We start from the raw sequence: 25,605 nt of genomic DNA, 5'->3' as shown, positions 1-25,605 counted from the left end.
AAACTTATTTCCAATAAACCTCTATCTTGTCACCCTCGTGGATAGGCTGCATGTAATCTGGTGTAGCGCCGTTAAGTGTGGTAACGATAGCTCTGCCATTAGGCTTAGAAAGGTCAAAGTCTATGGCATCAAATATATCTACAAAAATGTAATCTGACTTGCCATGAAGTGTAATAGCATCATTATTGACTACTACATGAAGGTCATGGGCAAGTATGTTCTTAACTTCGCTGGCATCAGCTGAAGAAGCGCCAGACTTAACATAGGTTCCGTCATCATCAGGAAGGTCTTCGAATGAAAGCTGACCATTCCTGTCCTGAGTTAAGCGCTTCTCCATATCCATATTGTCAAATGTGGCCTGATTGGACTGGCGGATAGCCTCTGCATCAGCATTAGGGAAATCCTTGTAATAGTCCATGATCACATCTTCCTGATCCTTAAAGTCGATCTTGAAGTTCTCATAAACAGGAGTATTTGCATCTCCACGCTCGTTGTTAACAATGATCACTGTATCTTCTGTGATCTTGATATCCATAAGCTCAGCAATCTGAGCCGCTGTATTGTAATCAAGGATCTTGACTTCATCACCTGCCTTAATATCATAATATCCGCTCTGAGCCTGGCCATTTACAGTGGCATACTTGGAAGCCTCAACATTTTTGCCATTTACAACAACGTTAAACTTGGTCTTAAACTCCGGAATGGTTTCAACAGTAGCCTTACCTGGTGCTCCGGCTGTTGATGGCTTAACTTCAATGATGTCATTGGCATGGATCTTGGAGTGAATGTCAGCTGGCTTACCATTGAGCTGGATAACTGCAGCTTCTCCAGGTTCACCGCGAGATGCTCTCTCTTTTCCATTTACTGTATAACGCAGCTCAGCGCCCCTCTTAGGGAAAAGATCCTCATTAGGGAAAGCAGCCTGCATTGCAGCATCCACGATCTGCAATTTACCGTTGTCATAAATCTTGGTCTGAACGCCATTAAAGGAAACAAAGATAAAGTTGTTAGCTTCCTGATAGTAGCTTATGCAGATACCAAGAGGCGTAACAAGAAGTGAGTCTCTTTCAATGCCATCGTTGTTAAGGAAGGTAATATCCTTCATTACCTCTTCGCCTCGAAGGGCAACACGCTCCTCTGGAATATCCATTTCCTTGGCAATTGCCTTGGTGTATCCTGGAACACATCCACCGCCGCCTACTACAAATACGGCGCTTACTGGCTTGTCACCATTAAGCTTTTTGATCTCTGCAGTAGCTCTTTGAGCCATCTCATCAACCTTGGGCTTAACTATCTTGGCTACCTCTTTGGCGGTAATTACCTTTGTAAGTCCCATGATATCAGTATATTCAGCCTTCTCAGCATGGCTTGTTGTGATCTTTATCTCATCAGCTGTATTGAAATCAACAAGACAGTGCTGGGCAATGATCTCTGTTACGTCATCTCCGGCAATTGGAAGCATGCCATAAGCTGTGATAGTGCCATCGTCAGTTATACAGATATCGGATGTACCTGCACCAACGTCAACAAGGGCAAGATTCAGCATCCTGAATCTGTCAGGGATTGCAACCATCATAGCCGCAATAGGCTCCAGTGTCAGATTGGCAACCTTAAGGTCCGCTCTCTCACAGGCCTTATAAAGACCATCTACGCAATCATCAGGAAGGAAAGTTGCTATGAGCTCAACACTTACCTTGCCGGCATTGTGCCCTTCCAGGTTTGCGATCTGATAGCCATTTAAGTAATAGTGCATTACCGAATAACCAACCAGATAAAACTTAATATCCAGAGTATTTTGTGAAAGGAACTCCTGATAAGCTTTTTCTACAGCTCCGGAATCCAGGTTATAGATATCCTCATCAGTTATCTCATGTCCATCCGGATACTCATATTCATATGTAGTGCGAACAGTTCTAAGCACACGACCAGCGGCTGCAATACATACGTCAGTCAGATGGATATCTGTCTGCTGCTCCAGTCTGTCCGTAACCTTTCTGATAGTGGCACCAACCTTACCGATATCGTGGATCTGTCCATCAAGCATAGCTCTTGTCTCGTGCTTTTCAACAGCCTGAGCTATGACATTGAACTTACCGTCATTCATGTATCCCACAGTACCCACAACGCTTCTGGTTCCAATATCAAGTCCGTATACTACCTTCTGATCCTGCTGTTCTAAACTTGCCATCTTTTTTCCACTCCCCAAGTTTATTATCTATCTGTTTGAAAGCATCGCTTTCAGAACTGCTGTTATCAATGATGAAGTCACAGTGTTTTTTAAATTCTGCTTCACTTAGCTGTCCCTTAAAGATGTTAGAGATCTTGTCATCAGAATAGCCTCTTGAAGCCTTGAGCCTTTTTCGCCTTGTGTCCTCATCTGCATAGACATACCAAAGCTCATCAACAATATCTTTGTATCCGTTTTCTATCAAAAGAGCTGCCTCAACAATGACAAAATCATGCTCCCTTGCAGTTCTTTCCTTGTCTATAATACTAATAATAAAGGTATTTACTGCAGGATGCAAAACATTATTGACCTTATCAAGAAGAGTTTTATCCCGAAATATTGCTTCTGCCATCTTAGCCTTATCTATCTCAAGGTCACTATCAAGGACTTCCCTTCCAAGAAGTTCAACAAGCTCATCGTAGGCCGGATACCCTCTTTTCTTGATATCGTTGGCAACCTGGTCCGAGTAGATCACCCTTGCATTATAGTTTTCTTTTATGTAGTCAAGGATTGTGCTCTTACCTGCGCCAACGCCTCCGGTTATACCTATTATGTTGGTTTTTAAAGTAGAAAGTTTACTTTGCTTCATACCAGTCACTTCCTGTGTGACAGTCTACTTCAAGAGGTACAGAAAGATCTGCTGCTCTTTCCATCTCTTTTACCAGAATATCTTTAACTAAATCCTCTTCATCCTGATAAGTCTCTATTACAAGTTCATCATGGATCTGAAGGATCAGCCTTGATTTAAGAGATTTTTTCTTAAGGGCAAAAAAGACATTTATCATGGCTATCTTCATGATATCTGCTGCAGTTCCCTGGATAGGAGCATTCATGGCAACTCTTTCTCCAAACTGTCTCATCATGAAGTTCCCTGCCTTGAGCTCAGGAATAGGGCGTCTTCTTCCAAACAGCGTTTCGCTGTAGCCCTTGTTTTTGGCTTCCTGTATAACTCTGTCCTGATAGGTCCTTACTCCAGGGTAAGTATCAAAGTATTTTGCCATATACTCTTTTGCCTCAGAAACAGATATTGAAAGGTCCTGTGAAAGACCATAATTACTCATTCCGTACACGATACCAAAGTTAACAGCCTTGGCGTTTCGCCTCTGAAGCGGCGTTACCTCTTCAAAGGGAACGTGGAAAACCTTACTTGCAGTGATCCTGTGGATATCATCGCCTTCGTGGTAGGCACTTATAAGCCCCTGGTCCTCTGACATATGGGCCAAAATACGAAGCTCGATCTGGGAATAATCCGCATCAGCAAAAACGCAGGAGTCCTTTGGAACAAAGACTTTTCTTATGAGCCTTCCCAGTTCTGTTCTCATTGGGATGTTCTGAAGGTTTGGCTCTGTAGAGCTTATCCTGCCTGTAGCTGTTATTGTCTGGTTAAAACTGGTGTGTATCCTGCCATCAGACTCTATGAACGCAGCAAGCCCATCTGCGTAGGTGGACTTAAGCTTGGCAAGTCCCCTGTATTCAAGTACATCTGCCACAACCTTGTGGTCAGGAGCAAGCTTTTCAAGAACATCCGCTGCAGTTGAGTAACCGGATTTTGTCTTTTTCTCCGCAGGAAGTCCAAGCTTCTCAAACAGTATCTCTCCAAGCTGCTTGGGTGAATTGATATTAAACTCACATCCTGCTGCTTCATATATGGTCTTCTCAAGCTCTGCGATCCTTACGCCAAGCTTATCTCCATATTCCTTAAGGGCATCCTTTTTGGCGATGATACCCTCTTTTTCCATTGCAAACAGGATATAGGAAAGTGGCATCTCAATATTGTAAAAGAGCTTTTCCATCCCAGACTTACTGAGTTTTTTAAGGATCAGCGGCGATGAAGCATAGCAAATGAAGGCAGCTTTGCCCATATAATCAGAAAGTATATTTTCATCAACTTCTGATAAAGCAGTCTTGCCAAAAACATCGCTCTTTTTCTGAAGGGGTATTCCAAGATACTCCTTGGAGATATCATGGATCTCATAATCATTTTTAAGTGGATTGTTAAGATATGCTCCTATCAGCACATCAAAGCATCTTGGAGATGATGATAATTTATCGTCATCTTCATAGCCATTTTCCCTATTCTCAATTTCAAAGGGTATGTAAAAACAAAAACTCTCTTTAATATCAAAGGTCACAAGAGATGAAACCTTACTAAGTTCAGATAGTTTTTTGCCAAGATAATCAGCGGTAATAAAGTTAACTACAGGGATATAATATGCTGTAGTCTCATCAAAACAAACAGAAAGGCCTAATGCTTTTTTTGAAAGAAACGCTCCATCCTTTTTATCTATTGCAAAATAGTAGGATACTCTTTCGCTCTCAGAAGCTCTCTTAAAAATATCTTCAACTTCGTTAAGGTCAGAGGTCACAACAAGGCTATGTTTAAATTTTGGAGTTTCCTTAACCTCCCCAGAAGGTGAAAAGCTCAAAAGAGTATTTTCAACAAAGCTCTTAACATCATCTGTGATATCAGTCTCTTCTCCTGCCTTTATAACAGCGCCTTTTTCTATAAGCTCTTTTACCTTGCCAATCTGCCACAGAACGTCTTTGGAAAAAGAGCCTGTTTCAGAGTCAAAGGTAATCTTGAAAGTCTGGCCATCTGCACCAGATAAAAGCTCTTTTATCTTATAAAAAGCACCATAAATACCACCGATGTGATTGCCATCAGCATCGGTGAAATCCGGGATTGCGTAAAATGCATCCCTTATTAGCTTGTTTCCATCAATTAAAAGCGTTGTATCTGACATAAATCCCCCCGGGATCAAAGTGCTATTAGAAGTAAAAGACAAATAGCCAGCATAGAAGCCACAGCAATCTCAAGGCCAAAGCTAAGAAGGACCAGTGACCTTCTTACCGATAGCCTCTTTTTGGCGTCGCTAAGCAGAATTTCAAGTTCCTTGTTGAGGTTAAAGGTATTGCCATCCTCAAGTCTCTTCATACCTACCTTCACAAGGAACTGGATGGTGAGCTCTTCCTTACATTCAGGGCAGGATTCAATGTGATCGATAAAATCCGAAAGTTCCTGATTGTCCAGGTCATCATCTAAAAATTCCGGGATTAACTTTTGTGCTGTATCACAGTTCATCATATATCAGTCAATCTTCTACATGTTGTGTCTGAATTTGGACATTTTGTAACTAATTCTACAACATATAGAATACTACAAAAACCTTTATATTACAACGAAAAAGCTTTCCGAAAATAGCTAAAATGCTACATCGGAAAGCCTTTTCAGGTAATGATGAAGAATAATAATTTATAGATCGTATATGATAGTCATCTTTACGTCGTCTCCAATAATGGAGATCTCGACTTCTTTTGCTATGTTTCCAAGTATGGATCTTTCAAGCTCGTTTCTTGCTTCCTGGGCAAATTCAGTGTCCTGATCCATCTTATCAACGCTGTCTTTGTAGTTACTCATCTTCCAGGTCTCAGAAGAAGTAGCTGAAAGAGCTGTGGGATCAACAAGTCCCATCATTCCGATCCTTGACTCTCTTGCGCTTCTTTCATCCTTAGGAAGCATAGCAAGCTCAAAGACCTCTCTTATCTTTCCCATAAAGCCCTTAGCTGCAGCATTTTCCTTGGAAGTAGATATTTCCATCAGCTCTTTTCTCTTTGCTGCAAACATGATGGTGTTGGTATTAAGATGGAGCCTGACCTGATTGTCATCTCTTTCCAGGAAGAACTCAGCATCCATCTCTCCTGTGATCGAACGGATAAGGTTCATGGTTTCTTCAGCAAGAAGTCTGATCCTAAGACCAGCCTTGTGGTCAAGGTCCTTGGAAAAAGCTTCAACTACTTCAAGAACTTTATCGATATTGCCTTCATTAGTGCTGATAACTATGCTCTCAGATTTCATATTATCCCCCTTTAAGATAACTTAATTGGCAGACTGATTTTCAGCTTCTATGGTCTTTCTCTTAACCAGTTCTACAGAGATTTCCTGCAGTTTTTCATCGGTAAGGATATACTTTTTCTTAAACCAGAAGATGGCAAAGATAATTCCGATTATAGGAATGATGGTCATAGCCATCCTAAGTCCCATCTTCTGCATCGTATTAACTCCAGCTGAATAATCAACAAGTCCAGCCCCTTCTTCAGTTTCATTGCTAAGAGCAAGGATCTGAAGTGCAAGTGAAGCTATAAGTGCTGAAACTCCTGATGCAAGCTTAACAACAAAGGTCTGCATAGAGAATATTACTGACTCATCTCTTCGGTTGTTCTTAAGATCTCCATAGTCAACAGTGTTAGCAAGAAATACTGTTGTGATAACTGCAAGCATTCCGTTAGCTGCAAAGATGAAAAATGCAGGAATGAATAAAAGAAATACATTATTCATGGATGTTGATGCCAGGATCAGAAGTGAAATATATCCGCAGATAGCCATTCCCATGCTGACAAAGTAAATCTGGATCGAAGTAAAGAATCTTCTAAGGAATGGATAAAGCAGCATCATGGCCAGGATCTGGATTCCGCCGCCAAAGGTTGAGAAAAGAGTATAGTCTCCCTTCCATCCTGTTCCGCCAAAGTCGTATTTAAAAAAGTATATAACAAGATTGGATGTGATGTAAATCGAGCAGTTAACAACGACGATGGCTACTACAACTGCCATAGCCTGATCGTTTTGAAGAAGGGCCCTGAACATCTCTTTGATGCTGGCTGTCTTCATCTCAACTGTAGATTTTTCTTTTACATTGATGCAGCAGATAACTGTAAAGAGTATGAATAAAACCGCAATAATGATGGCAAAGTAGGAAAAGCCGATTCTCTCAACTTCCCTGTCTGTGATCCCCTCAGCGCCAAAGAAGTGTCCAAGAAAAGATACGCTCATAACAGTAACTATGGTTATAAGCGCGCTTCCTACACCTGCACAGGATCTGGCCATGGTTGTAAGACTCTCACGCTCTTTTCCGCCCTCAGTAAAGGCAGGAATCATTGACCAGTAAGGAATATCCATCATTGTATAGGTAACGCCCCAGACAATGTAGGTAACCGCAGCATATGCCACCATTCCTGATGGCGAAAGCGTAGGCGGTGCTGTAAACATAAGCGCCAGAACAACTGCATTGGTAAGTGTTCCAATAAGGAGCCAGGGTCTGAACTTGCCCCATTTTGTCTTGGTCTTTGCTACAATAGCTCCCATGATAGGATCGTTAAATGCATCAAAAACTCTTGCCGCCATAAGGATAACACCCATGGCTGCTGCGCTTACTCCCATGATGTCCTGGAAATAATACAAAACATATGAAGCGGAAAGCATGTATACCATGTCTTTTCCAACTGCCCCAAGTCCATAAGAAGCCTTAGCTGCTCCTGATAGTTTCATTTTGCCATCCATTACTTTCCTGCCTCCCTGAGCTTTACTGCAAGCTCTACTACCTTCTTTGCTCCGTCATATATTCCGGCTTTTTTATTTGCAACAATGTTTTCACACATCTCGCACAAAAGATCTGTCTCAAGAAACTGATCAAGCATCTGGATCGTATGTGGAATGTCTCTGCACTCCAGTGTTCCATCACCAATCTCAGCTGAATGTATAGCGCCCCACATCTCATGTTTACCAACTCTCTTGATAAAGAGCTTGGGAACCGGGTAAAATGCCAGCTCACTTGGCTTGGTCACAAGCACATCGCAGCTCCTCATAAGAAGATTTGTGGTGTAGACAGCCTTAAATATATCTGAGTGATAGAAACCATGAATGCCTGTAACATCTATGTTCTCATTCAGAGCTGTCTCTGAAAACTCCAGAGTATCCTCCCAATTATCCATATGATCGATTGCAATCTTACTCATCTCGGGGATTTCTTTTTTAAGCTCATCCCAGACATTTCTGTAATCTCCAACATTGACATACAGTGCAGCTATGCCCTTTTCGATATATGGCATAAGGTGCTTTATTATCTCTGCAAAGATCTCTTTCTGAGCGCCGGCTCCGCCGATGGTCAAAAGAAATCTCATGGGCCTTGAATTCTTTTTCCTATTTATTCTGGCGTTGCAATCCTTTTCTATATTTTCCACAAGCTCGTAGTCAATATAATGTCCAGTGTAGATAAGGGATTCAGAAGGCATTGGCTTTAAGACTTCTTTTTTGGCCATGCCATTAAGAATTCGATAGCCCATGTAGGCATTTCTGCACTGGATGGTGTGCACTGAGCCTTCAGATAAATGAAGAGCCATTGGCCAGTTGTCAGGAATTGCATTGACAACATACTTCATTCCTGCATGAATAGCTGCCTGAGCAGGCCATACGTGGGTTGCGATAACAGGAATATCCTTAGGAACATTCTTGTACACAGGTGCCATCAGCTCTGCATTCTTCTGATCTGAAGAGTTATATGAAAGTGCCCTGAAGCCTTCATAGTTAGTGGGCTCCCAGACAAATTTATTAAAGAGGTAAAATCTTGATAACCTTGAACCTAATGAATAAAGGTCATTCTGTGCTCCAATAACCTTGGTGCAGGTGGTTTCCTTGTAGGAATTAAGATCCATCCAGTAAGGAGTATAGCCCAGATGGTGGGCGTAAGAAGCTATTGCCATAGAAATTCTATAATGGCCAAATCCCATTCTGATGTTTCCAACAATGATTCCCTTTTCAGTGTCCATGGTCCCTTCATCAGCTGGAATCTTAGCAGTAACATCTATCGTTTTAACCCCAAGGATAGGTCCGATCACAGAATTATCTGAAACCTTTATTTTATAATCTACTGCGGAGTCATCTCCGTACTTTTTTACAAATTTTTTCTTGGACTTAAGTGCTTTTTTATAATCTTTATCACTTATAACATTTCCAAAAATCACTTTTGATCTGTCAGCCATATTACTCCATTCCGCCTATCCATAGGCTTTTCATAGACACAGGAAACTAGTTTCCTTACAATGGGTTTCCGTAATTAAATACTAACAGACAAGGCAATCAAAAACAAGAAACGCTTTTTACAATTTTCGTTTCCAGTTTTTGTGCAAGTTGCATCACACCAGTGCAACTATGGAAAGTCCTTTATTTTTCACAAGATCAATATACTTTTCTCCGCACTTTACCACAGGTTTTGCAAGATGCTCTGGATTAACAAAGATTATCTCACCAGTCATACCATTACTTAACATAACCCTGTTGGCAATAAAGGTATTAACAATATTGCTAAGGAAAGTAAGTATGGTATTAGGGTCATACTTATCAAGTCCCTCGTTTTCAAACTGCTGGATAACATAGAACGGACAGATCGGTTCCCTGTATTTTTTTCTGGTGGTAAGGGAATCATAAACATCTGCCACTGCCACAATAGAAGCTATCTCATCTATCTGATCATTTTTTAGATGGAATGGGAAACCTGAGCCATCCCTTCTCTCATGATGCATAATGATGGCATTTTTAATATGGGTATTAATATCCTTGTCCTTTACAAGCTCATACCCCTTAATTACGTGCTCATTCATGGTTCTCTGCTCATAGTCAGTAAGCTGCTTGTTTTTACCAAGAAGCTCTGGAGGCATCAAAACCTTTCCAATATCATGTAAAAGCCCTGCTGCAGTTGCCAGCTGGATCTTGCTATTTGGAAGTCTCATCCATGTTGCAAGTGTATTGGAAATAAGTGAAACATTAAGGCTGTGCATATAGACTTCATCGCTGCTGTCCCTGAGGTTATGGAGCATATCAAACACTCCCGCTGTTCCACCAGCCTCTACGAACAGATGATATACAGGCTCAGTTAGTTTATCTACATCAAGAGGAATAGAATCGTTGGCAAGGAGCCTGAATGACTCTTCAAGCTTTTCAGCGTTGTCTTCAATATGCTGTTTAAACCTGATGAATTCCTCTGTGTTTTTGAGTTTTTCAGAGTAGGAAAGACTAGCGGAATCAGCTTTTTCCTGTTTTGGGACAACAGGCTTTTTCTCTTCCTCTACAAAGATATTGTATAAAGAATAGGAACGTATCCTTTCGATATCCTTTTCATCAAGAATAGTCCCCTTAGGCAAAACCAGTCTGTCATCAAGGGTATAGATATTTTCGGATACTACAAGTCCTGGTTCAAGCTTGTCTACTGAAACAAGTTTCATATTTCGCCACCGCCATATACTTTTTTAAGTTCATACAAATATATAATAACACGTTTTGGCTTTTCTTTTTACTAAATATCCTATACAATTCTGTTGTTAAAATGCAAAATCTAAGGAGCACTCATTTTATGTCAGATAATCTCAAGTGGGAACTTATCAAGGAAGAACATATTATACAGGACGCATGGATCGATTTCAGACGAAATATTTACAGGCTTCCAAATAGCGCCGAGATAGGTCCCGTCTATAATTATTCCAAGCACAGCTTCGTAATAATAGTGGCAAAAACGAAGGATGATAAATATATCTGCGTCAAGCAGTACAGGCATGGAATTGATTCTGTAACCACTGAATTCCCGGCTGGTGGCATCGAATATTTGGAAAAAAGCGATGTACCCTATATAACAAAAGAAAACACCATCGCTACAGAAGAAGATGCTCTTTTGGCTGCTAAAAGAGAACTTCTTGAAGAAACCGGCTACGCTTCGGAGAACATAAAACACCTTATCACAATGCCAGCCAATGCTACCCTTGCAACAAACAATATGCACATCTATCTGGCAACAGACTGCGAAAAGAGATCAAGTCAGCATCTTGATGATACAGAGTTTTTAAATGTAGTTCTATTATCCGAAGATGAGATCAGGGAAAAAATATTCAGAGGAGATTTCCTCCAGTCACACCACGTACTTGCATGGTACATGGCAAAGGATGCAAAATTACAAAAATAAGTCAATGGAAAACTCCATTGACTTTTTTAGTGCCGGCAGTGGGACTTGAACCCACACGTGGTTACCCACAACAGATTTTGAGTCTGCATCGTCTGCCATTCCGACATGCCGGCAAATATGGAAGCTGTGGCCATCCACAGCTTTTTTAGTTTAGCACAGTACTTACCCTTATTCAAGAATAAAAATAACTCTTTAGCTTAGACGTAGCAATGTTCCTCAGTGAGCTTTAGTCTTTTATCATTGACAACTGCGCCTGTTATCTCAAGTCTTGGCCCCTTTGCTCCCAGACTCTTTCTGCCTTCAAGGATAAGATGTATCTTCTTGTCCTCTGTCATGTACTCTTCAAACACCTCATCTGTGGTTTCTGCTCCATCGAGTACCTTTTTAAAATCTCCGATAAATGCCGGAATGATAATGGCTCCAATACTCTGCCCCTGTAAAGGTCCGTAAAGTGAAACCACCTCATGAAGTAAAAGCTTTCTAAGTTCATCCATACTTAGCATCCCCCAATACTTAGTATTTTATTTTATTATATTACTGCTGCATTGCCTCAACAATTGCAGGAAGAAGCTGTTTTTTTCGTGAAACAACACCTGGAAGGACTACGCTGTTACCCTCAGCAGAAAGGCCAAATGCACTGTTGATGGTGTGCAGGGCCTTATTGCCTGAAAAGATGATCTCTGATGATTCATCGATGATGTTTGTGAGCATAAAGAAGATCATATCAAGGCCATCATCACCGGTAACACTCTTAAGTTCCGGTTCAATTCTGCTTTTTATCTCAACAAGCTCCTCTGAGCTCATTGAATTGATCTGTCCGATTCCAATTGTAAGATCATCTACTGTAAATTTCTTAAAGTCCTGATGAAGGATCTCAGAGGCACTCTTGCCACTTAAGTTAGATCCTGCATGGAACATCTCTTTTGCAAATTCCTCATAATCTATCTGCGCAATCTTAGAGAGCTCCTCTCCTGCGTTTCTGTCTACCTGGGTGCAGGTTGGAGATCTGAACATAAGCGTATCAGAAAGGATCGCTGCAAGTAAAAGTCCTGCTGTTTTAGGATCTATCTCAACACCATACTCCTTGTACATCAGATAGATGATGGTGCAGGTTGATCCAAGAGGCTGATTTCTAAAGAACACAGGACCTGAAGTCTCAATGGTGCGAAGTCTGTGGTGATCGATGATCTCCAGGATATCTGCAGAATCTGCGCCATTAACTGCCTGATTCTTCTCGTTGTGATCCACAAGGATCATCTGCTTTTTGTGAGCGCCAAGGAAATTCCTTCGGCTGATCATACCAATATAGTTGTCGTTCTTATCAAGGACAGGGAAATATCTGTGCCTCATGGAAGCCATTACTTCCTGGATATCCTCTATAAAGTCGTCCATATAGAAAGTAGCCAGATTATCTTTTTTCATGATGTAATCTATTGGCATACTCTGATTGATAAGCCTTGCTACAACGAAGGTGTCATGGGGTGTTGTAATGATCCTGGTTCCATGTTCAGTAGCCTGGCTCTTAATTGTCCTTGTAACCTCAGCCCCTTCACATACTATGATGCAGGAAGCTTCAAGTTCAATAGCGCACAGCTGAGTTTCGTATCTGTTTCCCAAAATAACAATGTCGCCCTTTTCAATGACATTTTCCATCATCTCAGGGCTTGCAGCTGCTATGACCACCTTACCACTTTCAAGGCTGTCCTCGATATTTCCCACAATGAGCTCTCCATCAAGGGTCTCAACTATGTTCTTATATGAAGTCTTAGCCTGAGAAAGGATGTGTGGATCGATAACATCCATATAGGTTTCTACGATATCATTGGTTGTAACAATTCCTGTAAGTTTGTCGCCCTCTGTGGCACAAAGAGTTACAACATCAGCATCTCTCATCTTTGCCCAGGCATTTTTTAAAGAGAGATCACTTGTAACTCCATCAAGTCTTCTGATCTCCATATCTCTTACCTGAGTTCTGACATCCTTGATATAAGCAGGAACATCTACACCAAAGTGCGATAAAACAAACTGTGTCTCCTCATTGAGGTGCCCAGCCCTGCATGCTATATAATTGCCTCCAAAGGCCTTGTTTTTGAGGTTAGCATAAGTTATGGCTGCACAGATAGAGTCTGTGTCAGGATTTTTATGTCCTATTACAAAAACAGGTCTTGTATCTTCAATATTGTTCATTAGTAATCCTCCAAGCGTACATGCAGTTTACCACTCCTTGCCACAAGTATCAAGGAAATAATTTCAGGCAAACTGAGAGTTATATAGTTCACTATAAAACCCTTTCTTGTCAAGCAGCTGCCTGTGACCACCCTGTTCTATTATGTGGCCATCCTTCATTACAAGGATAACATCAGCTTCCCTTATGGTCGAGAGCCTGTGAGCTACAATAAAGCTGGTCCTACCCTGCATCATCTTGTTAAATGCCTTCTGAATTCGGATCTCCGTCCTTGTGTCTATGGAAGATGTAGCTTCATCAAGTATCAGCATTGGTGGAACTTTTAGCATGACTCTTGTAATACACAAAAGCTGCTTCTGTCCCTGGGATAGAGAGCCGCCATTTTCTGAAATGACTGTGTTATAACCCTCAGGAAGTCTCTTGATAAAGCTGTGGGCGTGGGAAGCCTTTGCTGCCTCTATTATTTCTTCGTCAGTAAAGCCCTCTCTTCCAAGGGTTATGTTTTCCTTAATGGTGCCACTTCTTAACCAGGTTTCCTGAAGGACCATACCAAAGTTACTTCTAAGATCTTTTCTCTTAAGAAGCCGTATATCATGCCCGTCAATATTTATTGATCCCTGGTCCACATCATAAAAACGCATCAAAAGGTTTATAAGTGTAGTCTTACCAGAACCGGTAGGTCCAACAATTGCAACTCTCTCACCTTTTTTGATATCAAGATTAAGGCCCTCAATCAGGCTCATTTTCTTGTCATATGAAAAAGATACATCCTCTATCTTTACATTGCCATCAAGATTTTTATGAAGCTCATCAAAGCTGTCGTCAGCATTCTCTGCCTTCTCATCAATAAGTTCAAAAACCCTTTCAGCGCAGGCAAGAGCATTCTGAAGTTCTGTGATAACTCCGGAAATCTCATTAAATGGCTTGGTGTACTGATTGGCATAGCTAAGGAAAATGGTAAGTCCTCCAACAGTCATACCGCCAGCAAGGCACGCAAATGATCCAAAAAGAGCCACTGCTGCATAGACAATATTGTTAATAAATCTGGTTCCGGGATTAGTAAGGGATGAAATAAATGTAGCTTTTATGCTGCTTTCTTCCAGCCTGTCATTGATCTTGTCAAAGACAGAAAGGTTTTCATCCTCATGGGCAAAAGCCTTTACAACAGAAAGGTTTCCTACCATCTCATCCACAAACGCCGTCTGATCAGACCTTGCACTACTTTGCTCCTTGAATAGCGCAAAGCTCTTGGTGGCTATAAATCTTGCAAGCAAAAGAGAAAGCGGCGTCAAAACCACAACAATGGCAGCTATGGACCAGTTAAGGTAGAACATAAATGCCAAAGTTCCAATTATTGTCACAACTCCAGTAAACAGCTGTGTAAATCCCATTAAAAGGCCGTCTGCAAACAGGTCAACATCTGAGATTATCCTTGAAACGATCTCTCCAGTAGGTTTTCTATCAAGGTAAGAAAGTGGCAATACCTGCAGTCTTTCAAAGGCGTCCTTCCTTACGTCCCTGACCACATTAAAGGTTATTCTGTTGTTGATCCTGTTCATGTACCACTGGGCAAAAGAAATACCAAGAACACATATAGCTATCCTTACCAGTATCTGTGTCACTTTCTGAAAATTCACAGCGCCTTTACCTGTAAGAAGATCTATGGCATTTCCTGCAAGAATAGGAACATACAGTGACAAAAGAGCTGTCAAAACCGCCAGGATCATTGACAGCGCAATAAGGAAGTGATATTTCGAAACATATCGGAGGACTTTTTTTAAAGTATTTTTCTTCATAGGTCGCCCTCCTTCTTATACTGAGAATCATATATTTCCCTGTATGTTTCGCATTTGATCAAAAGCTCATCACTACTTCCAATGCCAGCAACCTTGCCGTCATCAAGGACTATTATCCTGTCGCAGCCAAGTACAGAAGACGCTCTCTGGGACACGATAAATGTAGTTGGAGGGTTATCCATTGAGGCTATAGCGCCGCGAAGCTTTTTATCAGTAAGAAAATCCAGTGCTGATGCGCTGTCATCCAAAATAAGGATTTCAGGCTTTCTGACAAGTGCCCTTGCGATAGTAAGCCTTTGCTTTTGTCCACCGGAGAAGTTTTTACCACCCTGAGATACTACTTCATCAAGCCCCTTTTCTTTTCCATCAACAATTTCTTTTGCCTGTGCTATGGTAAGGGCCTCATAGATTTCTTCATCTGTTGCGTTTTCTTTTCCCCACCTGATATTGTCCCTTATGGTTCCCTGGAAAAGAACTGCCTTTTGAGGCACAATTCCTATCCTCTCCCTAAGGGCATCCAATCGGTACTCTTTTACGTTTCGTCCATCGATGACGACAGAGCCTTCCCTCACATCGTAAAATCTGGGGATAAGGTTTATCAGCGTACTTTTGCCGCTGCCAGTTCCGCCAATAACGCCAATCCTCTCACCTCTTTTTATCTTGATATCAAGGCCTTCCAGTGAATCTTCCATATCCCCCTGATATCTCATAGACACATTGTTAAATTCAATGTGACTATCTGATGGTACAAACTCGGTAACTGTTCCATCTTCCATGGAACTCTTAAGCTCTAACATCTCCTGAACTCTGTTTCCTGAGGCTATTGCTCTTGTAACAGTAAGGATGAGGTTTGCAAACTTAATAAGTTCAACCAGTATCTGTGCCATATAGTTATAGAGGGCAACAACCTGTCCCTGGGTAAGGTCTCCAGCATCAACCAGAATAGCTCCCCTGTAAATAAGAAAGGCTACCGCCAGATTTAGAATTGCATAAGTAACAGGATTCATCAGAGCTGTTATACTTCCAACAAATACCTGCAGATCCTTTAAAGAATTATTTTTGTCACTGAAGTTTTCTTTTTCCTTTTGTTCCAGAGAAAAAGCTCGAATGACTCTTACGCCAGTATGGTTCTCTCTGGTGAGAGAAAGAAGCTCGTCAAGTCCTGACTGTATCTGACCATAGCGAGGTATACTCCATCTCATGATGAGTCCGACTACCAGGAACAATAATATGATTGTCACCAGGAAAATAAGGGACTGTCTAACATTTATGGTAAAGGCCATTACCATTGCGCCAAATACAACAAAGGGTGAGCGCAGAAGAAGCCTAATAGTAAGGTTAACTCCCTGCTGTACCTGATTGATGTCGCTGGTCATCCTGGTGATCATGGCTGAAGTCCCGACACGGTCTATATCTGCGTAGGACAGTTTTTGAATATTATCAAAAAGAGCTCTCTTTACCTTCTTGGCAAAACCTGCAGCAGCCTTTGCTGCAAAAAACTGAGCTGTTACTGCTGATCCAAAGCCAACAAAACAAAGAAGTATCAGAACAATACACATATTTATTATGTGCTGTCTATCTCCCCTTACAATTCCTCTGTCTATCATCGACGCAATAACAAGGGGAACCATAAGCTCAAAGGAAGCCTCAAGGAGCTTAAAAAGAGGTCCTAAGATAGTTTCTTTTTTATATTCCTTTAAATATACAAGTAATTTCTTCATATGTTTCCTTATTTAGTAATTGATCCTAAGCCCCTTTGGATAGTGATTTTTAAGCATTCCACCTGCAAGCTTGGCCCAGCCAATACTGTAGCCATCACAAGTCACCAAACACCACCCTTTTTGTTTATATAAAGGGCTGTCAGAATTAAGCCTAAGAGTCTGTCCATTTACGTACGCTCTTATTTCCTGACTATCTGAAGGTAAGTCAAAAGAAAGTTTGCACCCGGATGCTTTGATCGCAAGGGCCAGAGCATGGGAAGGCTCAAATCTTCCTTTTTTAATTTCCCCAAGATGAAGTCCAGGCCTTAATACTTTAAGTCCATTTGTTGATGGCATGTCAGAAGGTGCAAGATAGATCTGATCTCCAAAGGATAAAAAGCCTCCGCCAAGAATATCTCCATCTGTAAGCCCAAGCTCAATATCACCATTTTTTGCAGCCGCTTTATCATCTGAAAGCTTTAATGTTTCAAGAGCAAACTCCATAAATGGTTTAATCTGCTCGCTCTTAGCTCTTATAAACCTTCCTCCGGGAACATAGCTTTTTACAGCGTCGCTATCTACCTCCCCATCTCTCTCAAGTACGCACAAAAAGTGTCCTTCGCCCTTCACTCTGTGGGGCCATAGGCGTATAGACCTTTCTGTTTCTAAAAGCGCTGTTTCATCTTTTGTTCCAGTACTAAGGATCCACTCTTTGCGGCCATTTTCCATACCGCCAAGTAGAACCACCTCCTTAACATGGAAGTCATTATGATCTAATAAAAAGTCGTAAATATTCTGCTCGTTCTCTTCAGGAGAAAAGGTACAGGTAGAATAGACAAGCCTTCCTCCTGGAAGCAGCATCTTTGCAGCATTATCAAGTATCTCTTTCTGGCGCTTTGCACATAGTTTTACGTTTCCCAAGGACCATTCAGAAAGAGCTATCTCATTCTTTCTAAACATCCCTTCACCTGAGCAGGGAGCATCCACAAGGATCTTGTTAAAATAGCCCTCAAAGACTTCAGATAGTCTGAAAGAATCCTCTGATACCACCATGGCGTTTCTTACGCCCATTCTTTCTATGTTAAGAGACAATATCTTAGCTCTGTCTCTGTTAATTTCATTAGTAATAAGCAGGCCTTTGCCCTTTAAGGCATCAGCAATCTGTGTTGACTTACCGCCTGGCGCAGCACAAAGATCCAAAACCCTGTCCTCTGGCTTTGGGTCAAGGAAGTGAACCGGAGCCATAGCACTTGGCTCCTGAATATAATATAGACCAGCCTCATGATAAGGGTGCTTGCCAGGAGCTATGGTTTCTCCATAGTAATATCCCCTATCTTCCCAGGGGACATGACAGGAAAGCAGTTCTCCATGATCATCTTCAGTATTAGAAGCCTCTAACACCTCTAAAAGCTTTTTAACATCCGTGCATTTGCTGCTATTTATACGAAATGCGTGGAATCTTTCATCATCTGCGTCAAAAGCCTTAATAAACTCACTATATTCGTCTTCTGAAAAGAGGTTTTTCATCCTCTCTAAAAAATCTTTGGGTAAATTACTCATTATAAAATCCTTACAAAAAAGGCTGGCCGTAAGGCCAGCCTTTAAATGCTTTGAAAAAGTGATAATTACTTAGCGTAATCTGTTGCTCTGCTCTCTCTGATGATATTGACCTTGATCTGTCCGGGATATTCCATCTCGTCCTCGATCTTCTTGGCAATATCGCGAGCCATAATTACCATATCTTCATCTGTAACCTGCTCAGGAACAACCATTACTCTGACTTCTCTACCAGCCTGAATAGCAAATGAGTGATCAACACCCTTAAAGCTATTAGTGATGTCCTCGAGTTCTTTTAATCTTGATGTGTAAGTTTCAAGAGTCTCTCTTCTAGCACCAGGTCTTGCTGATGAAATTGTATCAGCAGCCTGTACAAGAACTGCTATAAGTGACTGTGGCTCTACATCGCCGTGATGAGCCTCAACTGCATTGATAACTACCTGTGATTCCTTGTACTTCCTACAGATATCTACACCAAGCTGAATGTGTGAGCCCTCAAGCTCATGGTCAACAGCCTTACCGATATCATGTAAGAGACCAGCTCTCTTAGCTACTCTTACGTCAAGTCCAAGCTCTGATGCCATAAGTCCGCACAACTGTGCAACTTCTACAGAATGCTTAAGACAGTTCTGTCCATAGCTTGTTCTAAACATCATACGACCAAGGATCTTGATAACTTCAGGATGAAGACCGTGAACACCAGCTTCAATAGCAGCGTTCTCACCTTCCTCCTTGATCTTGGCAGCTACTTCCTTCTGAGCCTTCTCAACCATCTCCTCAATCCTAGCTGGATGGATACGTCCGTCTACAATAAGCTTCTCAAGAGCTATACGGGCAACCTCTCTACGGATTGGATCGAATCCGGAAATAACTACTGCCTCAGGTGTATCGTCAATGATAAGGTCAACACCTGTCATTGTCTCAAGGGTCCTAATGTTACGACCTTCTCTACCAATGATACGACCCTTCATCTCATCATTGGGGAGCTGAACTACAGATATTGTAGTCTCGGAAACGTGATCTGCTGCACAGCGCTGGATAGCACCTACAACAATTTCCTTGGCTCTCTTATCTGCTTCTTCTTTCGCCTCAGCTTCCATGTTCTTGATCATGATAGCTGACTCATGCTTCACATCATCTTCAACGATCTTTAAAAGATACTCTTTAGCCTGCTCGGAGGTTAAGCCAGAGATTTTTTCAAGTTCCTGTAGCCTCTGTTCATTTAACTTAGCAACCTCTTCAGTCTTCTTGTTTAAGTTTTCCTCGCGGGCACTTAAACTCTGCTCTCTTCTCTCGATCGCTTCGGATCTCTTCTCGACGTTTTCCTCTTTCTGCTGAATACGTCTCTCTGCACGCTGCATCTCATTTCTGCGATCCTTGACTTCTTTTTCAAGATCATTACGTGTCTTAAGTGACTCTTCCTTAACTTCCAAAAGTTTCTCACGCTTTGTATCTTCAGCAGTCTTGAGTGCCTCGTCAATAATCTTTCTTGCCCTCTCCTCAGCACTACCGATCTTACCATCAGCCACCTTCTTGTGGTAGTTTGATGCTAAAACCCAGGTAATGAGAGCTGTGATGACAAGAGTTGCTACTACTGCAATAATAACAGTGGTCATTACAGGAGCACCTCCTTATTCAATTTTCATTGTACAATATTTTGTATAGTTAGCTTGAAATAAGCGCACTAATATACAAGATTACAACATATAAATTTTACCTTTAATAATAAATTGTGTCAATGGCAATTGTATCCACCACTGACACATTTATCGGTTTTCTACTTAAATATTAAATTTATACTTCATCAAAATAGTCCATTGCCTTTCTGATAGTGGATATCTGAAATCCCCTCCGCATAAGAAAAGCCATTATCTTCTGTTTTTCTTTATAATCAATACTCCCCGGATCATAGTGTTTCTTTTCAAGCAATACCTTTATCTGGTCAAACTCTATATCACCGCTCTCCTCTGCATATAATTCCTCAATAATTGGATGTAGCATCTCCTTACTGAGTCCCTTACCTGTCAGATCCTGTATGATCCGGTTTTTAGATCTTGTTGTCATGTGATATGAAATGTAATCCCTGGCGTATCTCTCATCATCCAGGTACTTATATGACCTCACATACTCTATAGCTTCATCAACCAGTTCTTTGGGATATAACCCTTCATCTAGCTTATCCCGTAGCTGCTTTGTAGTATAGTCTTTCTTTTGAAGCAGATTCATAGCTCTGAGCTTACATCTTTTAGATAGTATAACCGTAGTGATTTCCTCATAAGTTGTCTCACTGATCTCAGCCCCTACATTAATGCCATATTCCTTAAGCTCTCCCTTGTATAGCACAAAGGCAAATTCTCCATCAAGATAAACCTTGCATCTCTTCTTATCCAGTTCTGTTATATCCGTACAATATCGCTTCATCTTTATGATTTTCCCTCATTGATATTGCTTTATCTCGCCAGGTCTTTTTAAGTGGCGAGGGGTTCTCTGCCCTTAAATAAACTTCCCCGGAAAGCAAAGCCCTCCGGGGAAGTTGCCGAGTACTATATTATTCTGCCTTAGAAGCCTTGGTCTTCTTAGCTGGTTCCTTGGACTCTTCTGCTGTCGCTACAGCGCCATCAGTCTGTAGCCCAAAGTGAGCTCTTACCTTGTTGTTGATCTCTGCAAAGACCTCAGGATTATTCTCAAGATATAACTTAGCGTTCTCACGTCCCTGGCCAATCTTGTCGCCTTCATACTGATACCATGCACCGCTCTTGTTGACGATATCAACGCTTGCAGCAAGGTCAAGCACATCACCAGTCATAGAGATACCCTTACCAAACATGATATCGAACTCAGCCTCCTTGAATGGAGGTGCAATCTTGTTCTTAACCACCTTAACTCTTGTTCTGTTACCGATATTCTCGCCGTTCTGCTTGATAGCCTCAATACGACGAACATCCATACGAACTGATGAATAGAACTTAAGAGCACGTCCACCGGTTGTAGTCTCTGGGTTACCAAACATAACACCAACCTTCTCACGAAGCTGGTTGATAAACACTACAGTACAGTTGGACTTGCTGATAACAGCTGTGAGCTTACGAAGTGCCTGTGACATAAGTCTTGCCTGAAGGCCAACATGTGAATCTCCCATGTCTCCATCGATCTCTGCCTTGGGAACAAGGGCTGCTACAGAGTCTACAACTACGATATCAATGGCTCCGGAACGAACCATTGTCTCTGTGATCTCAAGAGCCTGCTCTCCAGAGTCTGGCTGTGAGATATAAAGATTATCAATATCAACACCAATGTTCTTGGCATATACAGGATCAAGAGCGTGCTCAGCGTCAATGAAGCCTGCAATTCCGCCTCTCTTCTGAACTTCAGCGATCATGTGAAGTGTAACTGTTGTCTTACCACTGGACTCAGGTCCATAGATCTCAACGATCCTTCCCTTAGGGATACCACCAAGGCCAAGTGCAATATCAAGGCTTAATGAACCTGTTGGGATTGTCTCGATGTTCATGGTATCAGATGAATCTCCAAGCTTCATGACAGCACCCTTACCGAACTGCTTCTCAATCTGACCAAGTGCTGCTTCTAATGCTTTCTGTTTCTCTTCTCTTTCCATACATTTTCTCCTTTTTAGAACATCCGTTCGTTGATAATATTAATATAAAACAGATGTTCGATTGTGTCAACTTATTATTTTAGAAATTTTAAAATGTGAAATTCCGGCAGAAACGCCAGATGCATGTATTCCCCTATAAACACACACAAGTCACCACTTAGACTAAGTGGCGACTTGGCTATAATAGCATAGTTTATTTTTGATGTCAAAACATCAGGCCTTCATACCAACATCATACTGCCTGCAAAGTGAGCTATACTCCTGATTGATCAGCTGAACCATGTAAGCATCCCCGCTGACATTGTCAGGGTGGAACATTTTCATGAGGTCCTTGTATCTCTTTTTCAGAGTAAGAGCACTGTTGACACCTCTAAATAACATATCCAAAGCGTCATACTCGTCCTCTCTCTGGAAGGCCTTCTCTCTTTCGAGTCTGATAAACTCTGTCTCGAGCTGCTTCTTATCAGCATTTAACTGTTCAAAGCCATTGTTTAAGATCTGAAGTCTCTGATCAAAAAGCGCCTTGTCATTGTTGAGTTTCTTGACTGCGTTCTCAATCTTTTTGTCATATGCATCAGACTTCTCTTTAAAGGCAATCTCATCCTTCTCAAGACGGGCATATCTCTCTGATAAAGCGCTCTCCTGGTTTTCTAAGCGAACGCTTTCCTTAAACAGCCATATTCTGAGTTCATTGAGGTCGTCCTCAGTGCCATTTAAGATAATTTCTTCTAAATTTCTTCTTTCTTCCATAAGGGTCCCCTCACCTTCTGGATACGATCTTACTTCTCCTTACTTCCTTCTGGAAAAGCAATATCAACCGCTGCATCATCATCCATCATATCTTCTTTTTTGCTAGAGAAACGATTCATGATGTCGGGAACCAAATCAAGTACCTTAGTTACTGCATCCTGATTTTTGATGTTTACAAGCTTAGTTGAACCGTTTTTAATAACAAGGACAGCACTTGGAGACATTTTTGCTCCAAATCCGCCAGCCCCTCCATTCTTTTTATCGGCAAGAGTTGATCCTGCCCCAACCCCAAATGAAACATCCACAAGGGGAAGAATGATCGTGTCACCCACCTTAGTTGGCTCGCCAACTACTGTTTTTGCGGACATGACTGAATTCATTCCGCTAAGAAGTGATTCTACAACCCCGTTAAAATTATTTTCTGCCATAACTCCCTCCCAATATAGAAACAAATTAAGAATTAATAATCTTTTTAAACCTGCGGATAGTCTTCTTGACATCCTTGTTGAAATAGCAGGTAGCAGCAATATAAAGAGCAGTAAAAATTGTTATATGTCCCTTCATATGTGTGTCTGTATAGACTACCTTCCTGTCAAAATCAGGTCCAAGCTGCATCCTGAGTTTTTTAGGAAAGAAAGGTCTTACTGCCGCATAGGCTGCATAAACTTCTGCTGTAAGTGCCGGATCCCCAAGACCAAACATGGCATCTATCCTGCACTTATCAGGAAGGATCATCTTTATAAGTCTTATTAGCTTGCGTTTAACAAGCGCAAATGCCCTCTGAAAAATCTCATTTTCCAAAGTGGATTTGATCATATCTATCTTATCACAAACTCTAGATATTGTATATGCGATTTTTTCAAACACATTTAGTGGTATTTTCAGAATATTTGAAACTCCTTCGATGATGTCCCACAAAACATCGATAAAGTCCTTTTGCTCTTTTGAGTCATCTGCCAAATTGGTATCTTCAGTTTTATCTTCTTCGGATTTTGCGTCATCAGGCGATGTGTTTTGTCCTGAGCTTTCAGTATCTGACTTGTTTTCGTCAGCTTTTGAACTATCAGACTCTTCTTTTGGTGCCTCTTCCTTGTCTGTTTCTTTTTCTTTTTCCTTTTCCTCTTTGCCATCTTCTTTTTCAGGCTTTTCCTTCTTGGGAAGTACCTTGAATCCGAAGACTCTTACGGTGAATTCTTTCTCCTTAGGAAAAGAGATTCCACCTCTTATAACAAACAAAAGCCAGGAAAACTTAACAGCCGCATCTACTTTCTGAACATCAAAGCCTTCATCAAGGTCCGTCTCTGGAACGTGAGCATCAAGTCTGTAAAAGACAGGTACAAACAAAACAAGTAAAAGAATAACCAGCAATGCCGCCAGAATGATCAGCAAAGTGATCCCTATTATTTTAAGAACAGTCAAAACTCCTGCAAGCATAAATATTCTCCAGTAATAATAATTTTTCTAGAAATTGGAATCAAGGTAATCTACTATCCGTCCCTCAAAACCGGCTTCATTAGCCTTAGTGGTCATATCTACCACCATATCAAGGGCTTCGTTATAGCTGCCTGCAATTCCGTATATATATGCAGGATTTTTCATGTAATATGGTTGTTTTAAAAACGCACAATGGATAATATCAAGCTGGTCCCCAGGGCCTTGGGCCTTCATGATGCAAAAGATTGAAAGCTGTCCCCTTCCATGATTCAAGCGCCATTTGACCAATTGATGATTTTTAACCGACTCACCAAACAGCAGGTCTTTATAAAAACGGCAAAAGCCTTTTTTCCTCATACCAAAGCCCCCAAAATATCGACAAAACTGCATAAAAACAAATTGAATGTCGCGGTATAACACGATATACTAATATTATCATATTGGCTCGCATTTTTAAATCTGATGCCTGCCATACCTGGGAGGAAGTACACACACATGAAATCAGTAGCCCGCATGGAGCTCAAGCCTGGAATGATCACAGCTGAGGATGTTCTCAACTACAAGAACGAGATCATTGTAACAGCCAATACCAGGATCAACGACACCATCATCGAGAAGCTTGCAAGACAGTCAATCCTGGTGGTTCCTATCAAGGAAGATATAGATTTTGCTACGACGCATTTTGAAAAAGTAAGACTTTCAGAAGGCTTTAAGAATTTTGAGAGTACCTACAAGATTTATTTCCCCGTTTTCAAGCATGTCGTTATGAATGCTGTAAACAACAGGCTCCCCATCAATATGGAACAGCTCATGGATGTTTATCGCAACATCATTGTATGTGCCAAGAGCGGTGAACTTCTTTTAGACTATCTCTACAACATGCTTCCTGGTGAAGATGATATGACACATGCCCACTGCCTTAACTCTGCACTGATTGCAGGTGTCTTTGGCACATGGCTTGGGCTTTCCAACGAAGATACCACCCTATTTATCCAGTCAGCATTCCTGTATGATATTGGTAAACTTTCGATTCCTTACCAGATACTGTGGAAGCCCGAAAGGCTCACTTCTGAGGAATACAGACTTGTAATGAGACACACCACCATAGGTTATGACTTCTTAAAGAGCTATGGCGATTACAACGAGCATATCTTAAACGCCACCCTGCAGCACCACGAAAGATGTGATGGTTCAGGCTATCCCAAGGCTCTTTCTGATACAGAGATAGACAGATTTGCCAAGTACATCGCAATTGTTGACACCTATGAAGCTATGACATCTCCAAGAAGCTACCGTCAAAAGCTCAATCCATTCCAGATAATTGCCAACTATGAGAACGAGGGCTTTGTTAAGTATGACTATGCAGCCATCAAGTCAATCCTCTCTCATATTGCCAATGCCCAGCTTGGCTTTAATGTTCAGCTAAACAGCGGTCAGATCGGAGAAGTTATCCTTATAAACGAAAAGGCCCTTTCAAGGCCTCTCGTCAAAATGCAGGATAATTCACTGCTTGATATGTCCACCAACAAACAGCTTTCTATTGTGGCTGTATTCTGA

Annotated in this window: 22 protein-coding genes and 1 tRNA gene; 2 read left to right on the top strand and 21 right to left on the bottom strand. The window is 41.4% G+C overall.

Annotated elements, in window-relative coordinates:
* Positions 1-4 precede the first annotated feature (4 nt).
* The 8 genes from J6I68_RS03955 to J6I68_RS03920 form a co-directional block, all read right to left on the bottom strand.
* Complete coding sequence (locus tag J6I68_RS03955) at positions 5-2,188, bottom strand: cell division protein FtsA (protein ID WP_292217638.1); 2,184 nt, start codon at positions 2,186-2,188, stop codon at positions 5-7.
* On the bottom strand, positions 2,142-2,816 hold the full coding sequence (gene coaE / locus J6I68_RS03950) for a dephospho-CoA kinase (protein ID WP_292217637.1): 675 nt from the start codon (positions 2,814-2,816) through the stop codon (positions 2,142-2,144). The genes J6I68_RS03955 and coaE overlap by 47 nt, the downstream gene beginning before the upstream one ends.
* On the bottom strand, positions 2,803-4,971 hold the full coding sequence (gene polA / locus J6I68_RS03945; RefSeq protein WP_292217634.1) for a DNA polymerase I: 2,169 nt from the start codon (positions 4,969-4,971) through the stop codon (positions 2,803-2,805). The genes coaE and polA overlap by 14 nt, the downstream gene beginning before the upstream one ends.
* A 14-nt stretch (positions 4,972-4,985) precedes the next feature.
* Positions 4,986-5,312: an anti-sigma factor family protein gene (locus tag J6I68_RS03940; RefSeq protein ID WP_292217632.1), complete on the bottom strand. Its 327-nt coding sequence runs from the start codon at positions 5,310-5,312 to the stop codon at positions 4,986-4,988.
* Between the two features lie 168 nt (positions 5,313-5,480).
* A complete protein-coding gene (locus J6I68_RS03935) occupies positions 5,481-6,083 on the bottom strand; it encodes a hypothetical protein (RefSeq protein WP_292217630.1) in 603 nt (200 codons plus the stop codon).
* 21 nt (positions 6,084-6,104) lie between these two features.
* The gene (locus J6I68_RS03930; protein ID WP_292217651.1) at positions 6,105-7,550 is read right to left on the bottom strand and encodes a glycoside-pentoside-hexuronide (GPH):cation symporter; all 1,446 of its coding nucleotides are present in this window, start codon (positions 7,548-7,550) and stop codon (positions 6,105-6,107) included.
* An 11-nt stretch (positions 7,551-7,561) separates the two neighbouring features.
* A complete protein-coding gene (locus tag J6I68_RS03925) occupies positions 7,562-9,040 on the bottom strand; it encodes a DUF6937 domain-containing protein (protein ID WP_292217627.1) in 1,479 nt (492 codons plus the stop codon).
* A gap of 153 nt (positions 9,041-9,193) precedes the next feature.
* Complete coding sequence (locus tag J6I68_RS03920; protein WP_292217625.1) at positions 9,194-10,279, bottom strand: HD-GYP domain-containing protein; 1,086 nt, start codon at positions 10,277-10,279, stop codon at positions 9,194-9,196.
* Positions 10,280-10,407: 128 nt separating this feature from the next.
* Here J6I68_RS03920 and J6I68_RS03915 point away from each other — a divergent pair, with 128 nt between their 5' ends.
* Positions 10,408-11,010, top strand: a complete 603-nt coding sequence (locus tag J6I68_RS03915) for an NUDIX hydrolase (RefSeq protein ID WP_292217623.1) — start codon at positions 10,408-10,410, stop codon at positions 11,008-11,010.
* A 30-nt stretch (positions 11,011-11,040) separates the two neighbouring features.
* Here the strand turns inward: J6I68_RS03915 and J6I68_RS03910 are convergent.
* The 13 genes from J6I68_RS03910 to J6I68_RS03850 form a co-directional block, all read right to left on the bottom strand.
* A tRNA-Leu gene (locus tag J6I68_RS03910) sits at positions 11,041-11,123 on the bottom strand.
* An 84-nt stretch (positions 11,124-11,207) separates the two neighbouring features.
* On the bottom strand, positions 11,208-11,504 hold the full coding sequence (locus J6I68_RS03905) for a hypothetical protein (protein ID WP_292217621.1): 297 nt from the start codon (positions 11,502-11,504) through the stop codon (positions 11,208-11,210).
* Between the two features lie 40 nt (positions 11,505-11,544).
* Positions 11,545-13,197: a putative manganese-dependent inorganic diphosphatase gene (locus J6I68_RS03900; protein ID WP_292217618.1), complete on the bottom strand. Its 1,653-nt coding sequence runs from the start codon at positions 13,195-13,197 to the stop codon at positions 11,545-11,547.
* A gap of 63 nt (positions 13,198-13,260) precedes the next feature.
* Complete coding sequence (locus J6I68_RS03895) at positions 13,261-14,991, bottom strand: ABC transporter ATP-binding protein (protein ID WP_292217617.1); 1,731 nt, start codon at positions 14,989-14,991, stop codon at positions 13,261-13,263.
* The gene (locus J6I68_RS03890) at positions 14,988-16,712 is read right to left on the bottom strand and encodes an ABC transporter ATP-binding protein (RefSeq protein WP_292217615.1); all 1,725 of its coding nucleotides are present in this window, start codon (positions 16,710-16,712) and stop codon (positions 14,988-14,990) included. The genes J6I68_RS03895 and J6I68_RS03890 overlap by 4 nt, the downstream gene beginning before the upstream one ends.
* 12 nt (positions 16,713-16,724) lie before the next feature.
* A complete protein-coding gene (locus J6I68_RS03885; RefSeq protein ID WP_292217612.1) occupies positions 16,725-18,251 on the bottom strand; it encodes an RsmF rRNA methyltransferase first C-terminal domain-containing protein in 1,527 nt (508 codons plus the stop codon).
* 65 nt (positions 18,252-18,316) lie between these two features.
* Entirely contained in the window at positions 18,317-19,864 is a 1,548-nt protein-coding gene (gene rny, locus J6I68_RS03880) for a ribonuclease Y (protein ID WP_292217610.1), read from the bottom strand.
* A gap of 178 nt (positions 19,865-20,042) precedes the next feature.
* Positions 20,043-20,669, bottom strand: coding sequence for a regulatory protein RecX (locus J6I68_RS03875; protein WP_292217607.1), 627 nt, complete (start codon positions 20,667-20,669; stop codon positions 20,043-20,045).
* Between the two features lie 127 nt (positions 20,670-20,796).
* The gene (recA, locus tag J6I68_RS03870) at positions 20,797-21,864 is read right to left on the bottom strand and encodes a recombinase RecA (protein ID WP_292217604.1); all 1,068 of its coding nucleotides are present in this window, start codon (positions 21,862-21,864) and stop codon (positions 20,797-20,799) included.
* 213 nt (positions 21,865-22,077) lie between these two features.
* Entirely contained in the window at positions 22,078-22,614 is a 537-nt protein-coding gene (locus J6I68_RS03865; RefSeq protein WP_292217601.1) for a hypothetical protein, read from the bottom strand.
* A 29-nt stretch (positions 22,615-22,643) separates the two neighbouring features.
* Positions 22,644-23,042, bottom strand: a complete 399-nt coding sequence (locus tag J6I68_RS03860) for a GerW family sporulation protein (RefSeq protein WP_292217598.1) — start codon at positions 23,040-23,042, stop codon at positions 22,644-22,646.
* Between the two features lie 25 nt (positions 23,043-23,067).
* The gene (locus J6I68_RS03855; protein ID WP_292217596.1) at positions 23,068-24,048 is read right to left on the bottom strand and encodes a hypothetical protein; all 981 of its coding nucleotides are present in this window, start codon (positions 24,046-24,048) and stop codon (positions 23,068-23,070) included.
* Between the two features lie 27 nt (positions 24,049-24,075).
* Positions 24,076-24,405 carry a hypothetical protein gene (locus J6I68_RS03850; protein WP_292217593.1) on the bottom strand — a complete coding sequence of 110 codons (330 nt, stop codon included), beginning with the start codon at positions 24,403-24,405 and terminating at the stop codon, positions 24,076-24,078.
* Positions 24,406-24,543: 138 nt separating this feature from the next.
* On the opposite strand from J6I68_RS03850, the gene J6I68_RS03845 reads away from it, so the two are divergent.
* The gene (locus J6I68_RS03845; protein WP_292217590.1) at positions 24,544-25,605 is read left to right on the top strand and encodes an HD-GYP domain-containing protein; all 1,062 of its coding nucleotides are present in this window, start codon (positions 24,544-24,546) and stop codon (positions 25,603-25,605) included.

It is taken from the genome of Butyrivibrio sp. (assembly GCF_017940685.1).
Taxonomy (GTDB): Bacteria; Bacillota; Clostridia; order Lachnospirales; family Lachnospiraceae; genus Butyrivibrio.
Note: the sequence above shows the minus strand (reverse complement) of the source record. Positions and strands in the feature narration are given on the sequence as shown.